The following is a 13,389-nucleotide window of genomic DNA, read 5'->3' as shown; positions in this document are numbered from 1 at the left end:
GCTGGCGGAAACGGATCCGCCAGCCATGGCTGCAAAGTTTTTCGAACGGTCGGCAATGCCGGTCCGTTCGATATGGCATCAGCCGTTCAGTGCCAGCGTGTCGCCGATCAGCTTGAGCGTCCCTGCTGCATCGATGTCGATGCAGGCCTTCTGGCTCGGCAGGTTGTCCCAAGGGCTTGGCGGGAACAACCGGCTGTCGGGCTTCTGGATCGTCTGGCCATCGGCAATGCCGCCGCAGACGACGCGGATGACGCCGCTGCGAACCTTGAACAGATCCGGCGCCACGACATAGGCGCAGGCGCAGCTGTCGTGCACCACCATGCCATCGGGCACATGCTGCTCGTAGAAGGTGATGTAGAACTGCGAGATGTCCGAAAGCAGCTTCGCCGGCGCTCCGCCGCGCTCGGCGATGTCGGCAAGCATCGCCTTGGTCATAACCGTCTTGGTGGTGACGTCGAGACCGACGACGGTCACCGGCCACGGTGCCGTCATGACGACGTCGGCAGCCTCGGGGTCACCATGAATATTGGCTTCGGCAGCCGGCGTGATGTTGCCGTTGACGTCGAAGGCGCCGCCCATGATCACGACTTCGCGCACCAGTGGCGCAAAGTCCGGATCTTCGCGTAGCGCCAGCGCCAGGTTGGTCATGCGACCGACGGCAATCAGCGTCACTTCGCCGGGGTTGGCGCGCACGGTGTCGATGATGAAGCGGTGCGCCGAACGCGGATCGACCGGCAGGTCGATCGTCTCGGGCACGTCGATGTTGCCGAGGCCGTCATCGCCATGGATGAAGGTCGGCCAGCCGACATGCGGCCGGTCCGGATTGAAGGTCTTGTCGAGACCCTTGGCGACCGGCGCCTTTATGCCCCACTCACGCTTCAGGAACAGCGCGTTGCGCGTCGTCGTTTCGACCGAGGCGTTGCCGAAGACCGTGGTGATGCCGATGAGATCGATATCCGGGTGGCGGTGGAGGAAGAGCAGGGCCATCGCATCGTCGATGCCCGGATCCGTATCAAAGATAACCTTGTGCATGTGTTCTTCTTTTCTTTTTCTTGCGTTTGACGGGTCGCAATGGAGGCAAGATGCCCGCGAAAGTCAATCGGTGATCGATCCCAGCCGGGCATGCCTGACGGCAAAGCTGATGACGCCTCCGGCATGAACCGTGTTGTTTTCGATCACCCAACCGCCGAACCCGCTTAAACTTTCCGAAAGGTCGAGCGCTTATCCTTGCCAGGCGCCTTCGGGCTTTTGTTTCAGTTCCTGTCATGACAGCGGAGCCATTCTCGTGAAGGCTATTCTCGGCAAGTTGCGCCCATCGAAGAGGCTGGTCGTCATCCTTGCCGCCGCATTCGGCGTGTCGGCCGCCTCAGGTGCTGCCGCCGTCTATGTCGGCCGCGACGCGCTGATGGAGCAGATGTCGAAGCCTGCCACATCGGGTCTCGAATGCACGCTGGTCAGGACCGTCAAGCTCGGCCATCACGGGCAGCGCTGGGTTCGCATGCACATCAAGACGGACCGTGCCGATGGCGAGGCACGCATGCGCACGGCGCTGCGCGTGGTCGGCGCGCTGTCGAAGTCGGAAAAGGCAGATCTCTATCAGGTGGTCGTTCTCGATGCTGCCGGGCCGGAAGAGCGGGCTGCGGTGCGTGGCGCCGCGATCGGGGCGCAAGTTCTTTTCGCACCGGGTCCGCAAAGCGTGCCGGGCATGGATGAGCGTTTCCGCGCGTCCTACAATGATGGCACGGCCAACTCGGCCGGTTTCTTTCACGGCAACACGGTCGATCTTTCGGTTGCCGATATCGGTGGAATGATGGCCGGTATGGACGATCGTTCGCCCTGCATCGATCCGAACGCAATTGCTGTCGAGGGCGAGGCAGCGCCCGAAGTCGCAGCGGCAGAGCACAAGGCCGAGAGCGCCGAGGCGCCTGCCGGCCACTGAGAGGCCGATGGCACGATCGGACGCGTCGCCGGCAAATTCACCATCGACAACGGAAAAAGCCCGCCGCATTCGCGCCGGGCTCTTTGTTTCGTGCCGTTGTGGCCCTGATCAGTCGGCCTTGTTGCGGCGCGCCGGGAACAGGATGATGTCGCGGATCGACGGTGCATTGGTGAGCAGCATGATCAGGCGGTCGACACCGATGCCGAGGCCACCTGCCGGCGGCATGCCCTGGTCGATGGCATCAAGGAACTCGTCGTCGAGCTGCTTGGCCTTCTCGCCGCGCGCATGCGCCTGCTCCAGCTGCTCGACCATGCGGGCGCGCTGCTCTTCCGGATCGTTGAGCTCGGAAAACGCGTTGCCGAGTTCCCAGGTGTTGCAATAGGTCTCGAAGCGCTCGACGAGGCGCGGCTCGCCCGGAACTTCCTTGGCAAAGGGCGAGATGTCCTTCGGGAAATGGGTGACGTGCGACGGCTGGATCAGCGTCGGCTCGACCTTCTCTTCGAAGACGAAGGCGAGGCATTCGCCCCAGGTCCAGTCTTTCTCGACTTCGAAACCGGCTGCCTTGGCGGCAACGCGGGCTTCCTCGTCGGTCTTCATCGCCAGGAAATCGATGCCGGTCGCTTCCTTGACGGCATCCGGCATCGGCACGCGACGGAATGGACCCTTGAAGGAGATTTCCTTGTCGCCGAACATGAATTCGGTCGAACCGTGGATCGACAGAGCGAGCTTCTCAAACAGCCGCTCCACGAGGTCCATGATGTCCTCGTAGTCGGCGTAGGCCCAGTAGCACTCCATCATGGTGAATTCGGGATTATGCCGCGTTGACACGCCTTCGTTGCGGAAGTTGCGGTTGATCTCGAACACCTTGTCGGTCAGGCCCGATACCAGCGTGCGCTTCAGGTACAGTTCCGGCGCGATGCGCAGGTACATGTCGAGCTTCAGCGTGTTGTGGTGGGTCTTGAACGGTTCGGCCGTGGCACCGCCATAGACCGAATGCAGCATCGGCGTCTCGACTTCCATGAAGCCGTCGTCTTCCATGAAGCGGCGGATACCCGAGACGATCCTGCTGCGCTGCTGGAAGCGGAGCTTGGATTCCTCGTTGGTCATGATGTCGAGGTGGCGCTTGCGGTAGCGCAGCTCGATGTCGGAGAGGCCATGCCACTTCTCGGGCATCGGCAGCAGCGACTTCGTCAGCATGGTGATCGCCTGCGCGTTGATCGTCAGCTCACCACGCTTGGTGCGGCGCACGACGCCGGTGACGCCGATGATGTCGCCGATGTCGATCATGGGCAGCAGTGCGCGCGCGTCTTCCGGCGTTGTGTCCTTGTGGCTGAAGATCTGGATCTTGCCGGAGGCGTCATGGATGTCCATGAACATGCCGGAGTTGCGCGACGAGTAGACGCGGCCGGCGACCGTGACGACGTCCTGCGTCTCGGTGTCGAGCTCCAGGTTCTCGTACTTCGCTGCCAGCTCGGCATTGGTCATCGTGCGGTGGAAATGCGCCGGATAGACGTCGCCGATCTGTTCGCGCAGCAGCTTCAGCTTCTGCGCGCGCACTTCCGTCACGTCGGAGGAGAGGGCTGTTGTCTCGGTCTTGTCGTTCATCGTCCTGTCCTTACTTTCCGCTGCCGGCCATCGAGGCGGCGACCTGACCTGCAACCTTCAACCGCTGGCGCACGACCGAGCGGCCGAGCAGTTCCATGCTGTCGAAGAGCGGCAGGGAGCGCGACGAGCCGGAAACCGCGACAAACAGCGGTGCCAGCACGACCTTGAGCTTCTTGCCCATGCGGTCGGCAATCGCGCGCAGTTCCGCCTCGATCGTTTCCTTGTTCCATTCGAGGATCTTTTCCAGGTCCGGCTGAACCGTGTTGAAGATCTCGACCAGTTCTTCCGGGCTCGACTTGATCTTGCCGAAGGCCGAGGGCTCGAGTCCGAGGTCTGACTTCAACAGGAAGTCGGCCAGACCAGGCAGTTCGCCGAGCTTGGAGATGCGCGACTGCGACAGCTTCAGGCCCTGCTTCAGGCGATCGTTTTCGGACGCCCAGGCCAGCACCCGGCCGAGGAATTCGTCGTCGCTCAGCTTCTCGCGGATCCAGCGGCCGTTCAGCCAGTCGAGCTTCTGTATGTCGAAGATCGCGCCCGACTTCGACAGGTTGTCCGGGTCGAACTTTTCGGCAAGCTCGGCCATGGTCATCAGCTCCTCGCCTTCGGCGATCTGGATGAAGAACAGGCCGAGGAAATTCATCAGCGCTTCCGGCAGGTAGCCGAGCGCCGAATAATAGGAGATCGAGGTTGGGTTCTTGCGCTTCGACAGCTTCGACTTGTCGGCATTGCGCATCAGCGACAGGTGCATGAACACCGGCGGCGTCAGGCCGAGATATTGATAGATCAGGATGTGCTTCGGCACCGAGGCCAGCCACTCCTCGCCGCGCGCGACGTGGGTGATCTTCATCAGATAGTCGTCGACGACGTTTGCCATGTGATAGGTGGGCATGCCGTCGGCCTTGAGCAGAACCTGCATGTCGACCGAATCCCACGGGATCTCGACGTCGCCATAGACGCCGTCGGTGAACTTGCAGGAGCCCTCGGTCGGGATCTTCATGCGCACGACGTGCGGCTCGCCGGCGTCGACGCGGCTGGTCACTTCTTCGGCGGAAAGCGTCAGGCAGTGGCCGTCATATTTCGGCTGCTTGCCGGCGGCGCGCTGGGCCTCGCGCATCTGCTCTAGCCGCTCGGGCGTGCAGAAACAGCGGAAGCCGTGGCCGTTCTTCTCGATCTGTCGGACGTAGTCGAGGTAGATGTCCTTGCGGTCGCTCTGGCGGTAGGGTCCGTAGGGGCCGCCGACGTCAGGGCCTTCGGACCATTCCAGCCCGCACCATTTCAGCGCATCCAGCACCTTCTGCTCGAACTCCGGCGTCGAGCGGGTGGCATCGGTATCTTCGATCCTGAGGATGAAGGTGCCGCCGTGCTTCTTTGCGAAGAGATAGTTGAACAGTGCGATATAGGCGGTGCCGACATGCGGCTCGCCGGTGGGGGAGGGTGCGATGCGTACCCGAACTGCTGAATCTGCCATGGTCTTTGCCCGTTTGACGTGCTTCTCGCCCCTTGCCGGAAGACAAGTCCGGCCGCCGGGCGCGCATTTTATGGGAAGGAAAGGCCCGTAGGGGTGCCGCACAAGCGGTATCGGCGGGCTTTCCAGTCGGCTCGCGTGAGACCATAGAACATGGGGCATGTCAACGGAAAGTGGATCACGCCACTTTTTGTTGACACTGCCGATGGCTGGTTATATTGAACCGTAAGGTTATTTAACTGAAAGGTTTTTTAGAAAATGCCGGAAGATCGCCTGTCGACCACGCTTTCAGCCCTCGCCGATCCGACGCGCAGGGCCATCCTTGCCCGGCTCTCTCTCGGCGAGGCTTCGGTCGGCGAACTGGCGGAGCCGTTCGAGATGAGCCTGCCGGCCGTTTCCAAACACTTGAAAGTCCTCGAGCGCGCCGGATTGATCAGCCGCGGCCGCGAGGCGCAGTGGCGCCCCTGCCGACTTGAAGCCGCACCCTTGCGCGACGTCAACAGCTGGCTCGATAGCTACCGCGGTTTCTGGGAAGAGAAGTTCGATCGTCTCGACGCCTATCTGCAGGAGTTGCAAAAGGTGGATCCGGACGCAGAGACGAACTGATTTCAGCGATCTTGCCGGCGCAAACTGGCTGCGCTACACATCCCGTGTCGAAAAAGGCAGGACCGGATATGGTAAGCCCGGTCCCTTCGCGAGGCTGTCCCAGTCCTTGCGAAGCTCTGCTCGAACCTGATCGTTCGAACCCGCGGCGTGGTTCCGATGCATCCGCATCGGTCCGCGGCGGGGTGTATCCGGATCAGACGCAGTCCGCCGCGTTTCTCAAAACACGGAGACTGGATATGCGACTGAACCATCTCGATCTTCACAGCCCCGTCGTTGCCGAAACGGCGAGTTTCTTCATCGACCATCTCGGCTTCATGCTCGTTGAAACGCGCGGCAAGGACGCCTTTTATCGCCTCGCCGACGAGGCCGGCATGGTGCTCGTGATCAGCCCGCCGATTGCCAGGCTCGGCGGTGGCGACCAGGTCAGCCTCGGCCTGCAGACCTATCATGTCGGCTTCCTGCTGTCTGAGAGGACAGAGGTCGAGGATGCCTATCGACGTATCCTGCCGACGGGCATCCGCATGACCGATCCGGAAGAGCGGCATGGCGCCTATGTCTTCTATATGGTCGTCCCCGGCAACATCCTGGTGGAGATCGGCCACCGTCCCGACGCCTGACGTCCACCGGAACGATCGACCGGGTGATGCGTTACCCGTTCGAGAGGCGCGGGCTGTGCCAATCGGACAAGGCGGAGGTGGAGAACACGGGAATTTTTCCGATTTCTTCCCGTGGCCAACGAAATGGCAGTCGAGCTCCCTGACCCGTCCGGCTTGTGCCCTCGCAAACGCTTGCAGCAAGGTGGCCTGCATCCCCCGTGATGCAGGCCTTTTTTTGTGGAGTTCACGAAAAAGGCGGAGCCATGTAGCCCCGCCCTTTTGCTTTTCGACAATGGCCTCAGATCACTGCGGCTTGCCGGCGGCCTTCTTTCGCAGCCGCGCATTGCGAGCCACCATGTTGAGAACCTCGACCAGGGCCGAAAAGGCCATGGCGGCATAGATGTAGCCCTTCGGCACGTGCAGGCCCATGCCTTCGGCGATCAGCGTCGTGCCGATCATCAGGAGGAAGGCGAGCGCCAGCATGACGATCGTCGGGTTCCTTTCGATGAAGTTGGCAAGCGGGTTTGCAGCAACGAGCATCACCGTGACGGCGGCGAGAACGGCGATGACCATGATCGGCAGATGCGGCGTCATGCCGACGGCGGTGATGATGCTGTCGACCGAGAAGACCAGGTCGAGCAGCAGGATCTGGCCGATCGCCGCACCGAAGCTGTTGATCGCCGACGAGGCGATGAAATCCTCGCCATGGTCGGCCGGGTCGACATTGTGATGGATTTCCTTGGTTGCCTTCCAGACGAGGAACAGGCCGCCGGCGATCAGGATCAGGTCCTTCCAGGAGAAGCCATGTCCGAAGACCTCGAAGACGGGCGTCGTCAGCTTGACGATCCACGCGATGGTGCCGAGCAGAGCGAGGCGCATGACGAGCGCCAGGCCGATGCCGATGCGGCGGGCCTTTTCACGGTGTTCGGGCGGCAGCTTGTTGGTGAGGATCGAGATGAAGATCAGATTGTCGATGCCGAGAACCACCTCCATGACAACCAGTGTTATGAGGGCAACCCAGGCGGCCGGGTCCTGGGCTAGCAGCATTAAATCCTGCATCAGCGATCTTTCCTTGTCTCGGTGGCGCGTCGTCGCGCAAGAATCGCGGCAGTATTTAAGCAACTATGCGAGAGTGACAAGCGCCGCCGGGCGTTTGCGGCGGCGCTTTACCGTTTACGGTTTGATCGGGATCCACATTTCCACAACACCCATGCCCGAATGCGGGTCGAAGCGCTCGTCATAGCGCTCGATCAGATCGGGCGTTTCACCGTGCTGAAGGCCGGACTCCGGCAACCAGGTGCCGAAGATCCGGTGGGCGGTCGTCGCGATCGATGAGATATGGCCGCGATGCAGGAACACGGCATAGCGCTGCTTCGGCAGTTTGATGGTCGTAAAGCCGGCGGGCAGGGCGCCGGCATCGTCGATTTCGACTGCCGCCATATAGTGAAAGCTGCCTGCTTCACTGTCGTTCTGGCTGCAGACGCCATAGGCGATGTTGCCCTTCTGCCCTCGGATGTTGCCGAAGTGGGTGTTGAAGCGTTGCCAGAGCGAAGGAATGCCTTCGGTGCGGCCGTAGGCATAGGTTTCACCAAGGCCGGCGAGAAGCAAGGCCGGGCTGTCTTCGAAGCGCGGCGGGTCCAGTTTGAGGAGGCGGGTGTCGTCCATTCTGATTGGCTCCGTCAGTTCGATGTTGCCGAGGTGCCCTTGCTTGCGCACGGTCTCCGGCGTTACGCCGAACTGCTCGCGAAAGGCACGGGTGAAGGCCTCGTGCGAGCCGTAGCCTGCTTCGAGGGCCACCGCGAGAATGCTGGAGGAGCCGTCGGCAAGGCTTTGCGCAGCGCCGCTCAGGCGCCGTGCGCGGATATAGGCGCTGATGGAGTAACCCGTCACCAGTCCGAAGACGCGTGACAGGTGAAAGCGCGACAGGCCGGCGGCCTCAGCGATCTCTTCCAGCGATATATCGCTCGCGAAATGGCTCTCGATGAACCAGATCGCCCTTCCGATGGCACTCATGATCACTCCCGTGGCAGACACCCATGCTCATAGGGTTTTGCTGGAAGGCGTGCTTGATCGCAATTGCTGGATTGAAGGGGCACACCGAATGCGCGTTCGTCTCAAGCCGTCTTCTTCGGTCCGTATGCGGCCATGAAGACCCGCACAGCTGCCGTAACCGTGCCCTCGATCTGCTCGCGCGGTGGCGCCGAACACATGCCACCGAACAGCCGGTGCTTGAAGAGGCCCGCCTGTGCCATCTCGATGAACTGCCGCGCCGCCATCTCCGTGTTGTCGATGTCGAGCGTACCGGCCGGGACCTGGCGGTCGAGATAGGCCTTGAGCACGGTATAGCCGTTTTCCGGCGCCTCGCTGAAGAAGCGTTCGGCCAGATGCGGCATGCGGTCGATCACGCCGATCACCATGCGCATGGAGCGGATTGTTTCCTCGGCGGTCATGCTGGTGGTCAGCGTCACGCCGAAATCAAAAAGCGATTCCTCGACATCGTCGTGATCGTTGAGCGCATGCTTGGCAGTCTGAACCACCCGGGTCTTGCCCTGGATGATCAGCGCCTTGAACAGGTCTTCCTTGTTTTCGAAATAGACGTAGAGCGTGCCCTTGGAGACGCCGGCCTCGCGGGTGATGTCGTTCATACTGGCGGCGTCGAAGCCCTGGTTCATGAAGGCGCGCCGGGCACCTTCCAGGATCTGCTCGCGCTTGGCGGGGTCTTCGCCCGCCGCATGGCGTCCGCCGCCGGGACAAAGCTGCTCGTCCATGCCGTTGTCGGGCTGGATGGTCTCTTTCTGTCCGGTCTTTGCTGGTTCCATGATCGCCGTCTGTACCCGTCCTGTTCGCATCAAATTACGTCCATCGAACTGCGTGGTTCGATTCCCCCTTGATATGCGACGTAAAAGCGACTAAGTCAAGCTTCGATCGAACCGAACGGTTCAGTTCAATCACCACTCATTAACCAGGCCGGTACCCATGTCCGCATCCAAAACGTCCAGCGCCGCTCGCGTTCGCCCTGTCGGCGAGGATTTTGAAGTTCCGCAGACCCATGAGGCCGCGCCCGAGGCTAAGGGGGCGACTGCCGAGGCGCCTGCGCTCACGCAGGAACCCGCTGTCGAAGTCGCTTCGAAAAAGAAGAAGCGCAGCCCGATCTTGCCCGTTCTCGGCCTCGCAGCTTTGGCCGCAGGCGGCTGGTATGGCTATGACTGGTGGACCAATGGCCGTTTCATGGTTTCGACCGACGACGCCTATATCGAGGGCGACATCGCCACGATCTCCCCGAAGGTTTCGGGTTATGTCGCCAAGGTCGACGTCGTCGCCAACCAGCAGGTGAAGGCCGGCGACCCGCTGGTCACGCTCGATGACGGCGACTATCGCATCGCCGCCGAGCAGACCGAGGCCCAGATCGCCACGCAGAAGTTGGCGCTCAGCCGCTTCGACGCGCAGATCGCCGGCGCAAAGGCGAGCCTTGCCCAGGCCGAAGCCCAGAAAAATGCTCTCGAAGCAACGGTGCGCGGCGCCGAACTTGCGCAAAAGCGCGCAAGCGACCTCCAGTCCAAGGACGTCGGCACCGTTGCTTCCCGCGATAATGCCGACGTGGCGCTGGATCAGGCGCGGGCAAACCTTGCCGGCGCCGATGCCAACATCGCGACTGCCAACGCCAACATCACCGTGCTGCAGGCTCAGCGCGCCGAGGCGGAAAGCCAGATCCGCTCGCTGGAGCTTGCCCGCGACAAGGCCAATCGCGACCTCGGCTTCACCGTCTTGAAGGCGCCCTATGACGGCGTCATCGGCAACGTCGCCGTCCAGGTCGGCGATCTCGTCTCTGCCGGCCAGAGGCTGGCGGCACTCGTCCCTGTCGACCAGCTCTACATCGACGCCAACTTCAAGGAGACGCAGATCGCGCATCTGGTCCCCGGCTCGAAGGTCAAGGTTCACATCGACGCCTATGACGAGCACGCGATCGAAGGCACGGTTGCCTCCATCTCGCCGGCATCCGGCTCGGTGTTCTCGCTGCTGCCGGCCGAAAACGCCACAGGCAACTTCACCAAGGTGATCCAGCGCGTGCCGGTGCGCATCACGCTGCCGGCCGATGTGCTGGCGGAAGGCCATCTGCGCGCTGGCTTGAGCGTGGTCGTCGATGTCGACACGCGCACGGCACCCGCTGAGACCAAGGTCGCCGCCACGAAGTAATCGGGCCCCGACGCGCCGGCATGTTCGATCGAACGCGCCGGCCGCGCCTTTACACGCAGGGAGTGGCTCAGATGGCCGCAACGGCAACAGCAGGCTCGGTGGCGGCAGCCGCACCGAAGGTCGAGGAACATATGGACCCGAGAAGGCTGATCGCCTTCTTCGCCATGGTCGTCGGCATGTTCATGGCGATCCTCGACATCCAGATCGTTTCGGCGTCGCTCGCCGAAATTCAGGCCGGTCTGTCAGCCGGCTCCGACGAAATCGGCTGGGTGCAGACCTCCTACCTCATCGCCGAAGTCATCATGATCCCGCTGTCGGGCACGCTGGCGCGCATCGTGTCGACCCGGGTCCTGTTTTCGGTGTCGGCGGCCGGCTTTACGGCGGCAAGCGCGCTGGCCGCGACCGCCACCAACATCGACCAGATGATCGTCTACCGGGCGATCCAGGGCTTTATTGGCGGCGGCATGATCCCGTCGGTGTTTGCGGCCGCCTTCACCATTTTCCCGCCGTCGAAGCGCAACATCGTCTCGCCGATCATCGGCCTGATCGCCACGCTGGCGCCGACCATCGGCCCGACCGTTGGCGGTTACCTCAGCCACGCCTTTTCCTGGCACTGGCTGTTTCTCGTCAACGTCATTCCCGGCATCATCGTCGCGACGCTGACCTGGACCTTTATCGATTTCGACAAGCCGGAATTGAGCCTCTTCAAGAAGTTCGACTGGTGGGGGCTCGCCTCCATGGCGGTCTTCCTCGGCTCGCTCGAATATGTTCTGGAAGAAGGCAACGCCAACGACTGGTTCAATGACGATCACATCGTCATGGGCGCCGTTGCAACTGTCATCGCCGCGGTGATCTTCTTCTACAGGGCCTTCAAGGTGGAATTCCCGGTGGTTGATCTCCGGGCGTTCTCCAACCGCAACTTTGCCTTCGGCTCGATGTTCTCCTTCGTCATGGGCATCGGGCTCTATGGCCTTACCTATCTCTATCCGCTCTATCTCGGGCGCATCCGCGGCTACGATTCGCTGATGATCGGCGAGACGATGTTCGTCTCGGGCCTGGCGATGTTCGTAACTGCGCCGGTTGCTGGCATCCTGTCGGGCAAGCTCGATCCGCGGGTGCTGATGACCATCGGCTTTGCCAGCTTTGCCAGCGGCACCTGGATCATGGCGCACCTGACGGCCGACTGGGACTTCTACGAGCTGTTCATCCCGCAGATCCTGCGTGGCGTCGGGCTGATGTTGTGCATGGTGCCGATCAACAACATCGCGCTCGGCACCATGCCGCCGGCGCGCATGCGCGGCGCATCCGGCCTGTTCAACCTGACGCGCAATCTGGGCGGTGCCGTCGGCCTGGCGGTGATCAACACCATCCTGACCCAGCGCCAGGACCTGCACTATGCCCGGCTTTCCGAGCATATCCAGTGGGGTAACCCGGAAGCGATGGCGCAGTTCAACAACATGGAGGCCAAGTTCGATGCCCATGGCCTCGACGGTGCTACGATCGCCATCAAGCAGCTTGCGGCAATGGCGCAGAAGCAGGCGATGATCCTGTCGTTCAGCGACGTCTTCGTCATCCTCACGGTGCTCTTCCTTTCGCTGATCCTGGGTGTGATGATGATCAAGAAACCGGAGGGCGTTGGCCCAAGCGGCGGCGGCCACTAGTCGCGCTGCTGCAAGGTTTACGCGTCCGTCGCGTTGCGGCACAATCCGGCCGGAAAACAATCTCCGGCCGGTCCGTGATCGTCGATCCGGCGCCGCCGGTTGGGCGAAAACGGGGTCATTCATGCAGCCATCGAGGCGCTTCGTCATCTCCCGGCGTTCCTTCCTTGCCGGTGCGGCCGGCATGGGCGCGGCTTTGCTGGCAAGCCCGACACGGGCAGCCGGGCGCCCGCCCATCGATGCCACATTCCTGTTTTCGAACGACATCCATGCATGCCTCGTCTCGACCGAAGGCCTTGCGCCGAACTGTGCGGCGGAGGGTAAGACCGACGAGAACCTTTTGCGTCACGTGGCGGCGCTCAATGGTCTGCCGGGGATGCGGTGGCCGGCAAGCGTTGCCGGCGAGGCGAGCGGGCTCGGCAGCGCCGGCCGGCAGATCGGCCATCCGCTCGGACTGGTGCTGGGCGGCGACCTGACCGATGACGGCGGCGGGCAGGTGCGCCAGCCGCGCGAGGGCCGGCAGCTGCAGCAGTTTTCCAGCCGCTACCAGGAAGGTCCCGGCGCCGACCGTGTTCACTTTCCCGTCTATGTCGGTCTCGGCAATCACGACCTCGACCAGGACGGTCCGCCGCCGCATGTGGACTGGTATCGCCGCGAGCTGCGCGACTATGTCGAACTCAACCATCGCCAGACGGTGTTCTACAAGCCGCCGGTGCCGGTGACGAACTACGATCCACTGTCGGATTGCTATTCTTGGGACTGGGGCGGGCTGCATCTCGTCCAGCTCCAGCGCTTCGGCGGCGATGTCAGCAAGGGCGCCGTCGATGCGCTTCCCTGGCTGAAGCAGGATCTGGAAACCTATGCGGCCGACGGCCGGCCGGTGATCCTGTTCCAGCACTATGGCTGGGACGCTTTCTCGACCGAAGTCTGGGATGCCGCCGCCAAGACCTTCGACGATCAGGGTGACGGTCCGCCACATTGGTGGAGTACCGAGCAGCGTCAGGCGCTCGTGGACGCCATCAGGGGCCACAACGTCGTCGGCGTGTTTCACGGCCACCAGCACGAAACGGCGATGATCTATCGCCGCGAAGGTCTCGACCTCTTCAAGCCCAAGGCTGCATATATGGGCGGTTTCGCGCTCGTGCGCGTGACCGACGGCTTCATGGACGTGGCGCTTGGCGAAGCCGGCAAAGGTCACGGCGAGGTCGCCTTCACCCAGGTGTTCAGCAAGCGGTTTTAGCCAGCGAAATCAGCGTTCGTCCGTCTCGCTCGCATTTTTGATTTACGTACATCAAAAATTCCTCTAAGGCAGTTTGCGGGAGGAAA

At 62.2% G+C, this 13,389-nt stretch carries 12 protein-coding genes; 6 read left to right on the top strand and 6 right to left on the bottom strand.

Annotated elements, in window-relative coordinates; all coding sequences use genetic code 11:
* Nucleotides 1-78: 78 nt before the first annotated feature.
* On the bottom strand, nt 79-1,032 hold the full coding sequence (locus LPJGGPFB_RS31010; protein WP_173423741.1) for a nucleoside hydrolase: 954 nt from the start codon (nt 1,030-1,032) through the stop codon (nt 79-81).
* 253 nt (nt 1,033-1,285) lie between these two features.
* Here LPJGGPFB_RS31010 and LPJGGPFB_RS31005 point away from each other — a divergent pair, with 253 nt between their 5' ends.
* Nucleotides 1,286-1,939 (top strand): hypothetical protein, encoded by a 654-nt coding sequence (locus tag LPJGGPFB_RS31005; RefSeq protein ID WP_173423740.1) that lies wholly within the window; start codon nt 1,286-1,288, stop codon nt 1,937-1,939.
* Between the two features lie 108 nt (nt 1,940-2,047).
* Here LPJGGPFB_RS31005 and lysS read toward each other — a convergent pair whose 3' ends face one another.
* Nucleotides 2,048-3,544, bottom strand: coding sequence for a lysine--tRNA ligase (lysS, locus tag LPJGGPFB_RS31000; RefSeq protein ID WP_173423739.1), 1,497 nt, complete (start codon nt 3,542-3,544; stop codon nt 2,048-2,050).
* Nucleotides 3,545-3,554: 10 nt separating this feature from the next.
* Entirely contained in the window at nt 3,555-5,012 is a 1,458-nt protein-coding gene (gene gltX / locus LPJGGPFB_RS30995) for a glutamate--tRNA ligase (RefSeq protein ID WP_173423738.1), read from the bottom strand.
* A gap of 255 nt (nt 5,013-5,267) precedes the next feature.
* On the opposite strand from gltX, the gene LPJGGPFB_RS30990 reads away from it, so the two are divergent.
* On the top strand, nt 5,268-5,615 hold the full coding sequence (locus LPJGGPFB_RS30990) for an ArsR/SmtB family transcription factor (protein WP_173423737.1): 348 nt from the start codon (nt 5,268-5,270) through the stop codon (nt 5,613-5,615).
* A 236-nt stretch (nt 5,616-5,851) separates the two neighbouring features.
* Nucleotides 5,852-6,232 carry a VOC family protein gene (locus tag LPJGGPFB_RS30985; RefSeq protein WP_173423736.1) on the top strand — a complete coding sequence of 127 codons (381 nt, stop codon included), beginning with the start codon at nt 5,852-5,854 and terminating at the stop codon, nt 6,230-6,232.
* Nucleotides 6,233-6,514: 282 nt separating this feature from the next.
* On the opposite strand, the gene LPJGGPFB_RS30980 is transcribed toward LPJGGPFB_RS30985, so the two are convergent.
* From LPJGGPFB_RS30980 to LPJGGPFB_RS30970, 3 genes are all read right to left on the bottom strand, one after another.
* A complete protein-coding gene (locus tag LPJGGPFB_RS30980; RefSeq protein ID WP_173423735.1) occupies nt 6,515-7,270 on the bottom strand; it encodes a TerC family protein in 756 nt (251 codons plus the stop codon).
* Nucleotides 7,271-7,384: 114 nt separating this feature from the next.
* On the bottom strand, nt 7,385-8,224 hold the full coding sequence (locus LPJGGPFB_RS30975) for an AraC family transcriptional regulator (RefSeq protein WP_173423734.1): 840 nt from the start codon (nt 8,222-8,224) through the stop codon (nt 7,385-7,387).
* Nucleotides 8,225-8,325: 101 nt separating this feature from the next.
* Entirely contained in the window at nt 8,326-9,030 is a 705-nt protein-coding gene (locus tag LPJGGPFB_RS30970; RefSeq protein ID WP_173423733.1) for a TetR/AcrR family transcriptional regulator, read from the bottom strand.
* A gap of 157 nt (nt 9,031-9,187) precedes the next feature.
* Between LPJGGPFB_RS30970 and LPJGGPFB_RS30965 the strand changes: the two genes are divergently transcribed.
* The 3 genes from LPJGGPFB_RS30965 to LPJGGPFB_RS30955 all read left to right on the top strand — a co-directional run bounded on the left by LPJGGPFB_RS30965 (nt 9,188) and on the right by LPJGGPFB_RS30955 (nt 13,303).
* On the top strand, nt 9,188-10,405 hold the full coding sequence (locus LPJGGPFB_RS30965; RefSeq protein WP_173423732.1) for an HlyD family secretion protein: 1,218 nt from the start codon (nt 9,188-9,190) through the stop codon (nt 10,403-10,405).
* 71 nt (nt 10,406-10,476) lie between these two features.
* Nucleotides 10,477-12,066, top strand: coding sequence for a DHA2 family efflux MFS transporter permease subunit (locus tag LPJGGPFB_RS30960; RefSeq protein ID WP_173423731.1), 1,590 nt, complete (start codon nt 10,477-10,479; stop codon nt 12,064-12,066).
* Between the two features lie 121 nt (nt 12,067-12,187).
* On the top strand, nt 12,188-13,303 hold the full coding sequence (locus LPJGGPFB_RS30955; RefSeq protein WP_412728435.1) for a metallophosphoesterase: 1,116 nt from the start codon (nt 12,188-12,190) through the stop codon (nt 13,301-13,303).
* Nucleotides 13,304-13,389: the final 86 nt, after the last annotated feature.

The sequence above is a fragment of the Ensifer adhaerens genome (assembly GCF_013283195.1).
Lineage (GTDB): Bacteria > Pseudomonadota > Alphaproteobacteria > Rhizobiales > Rhizobiaceae > Ensifer > Ensifer adhaerens_G.
This window is presented reverse-complemented; position numbering and strand designations above follow the sequence as displayed.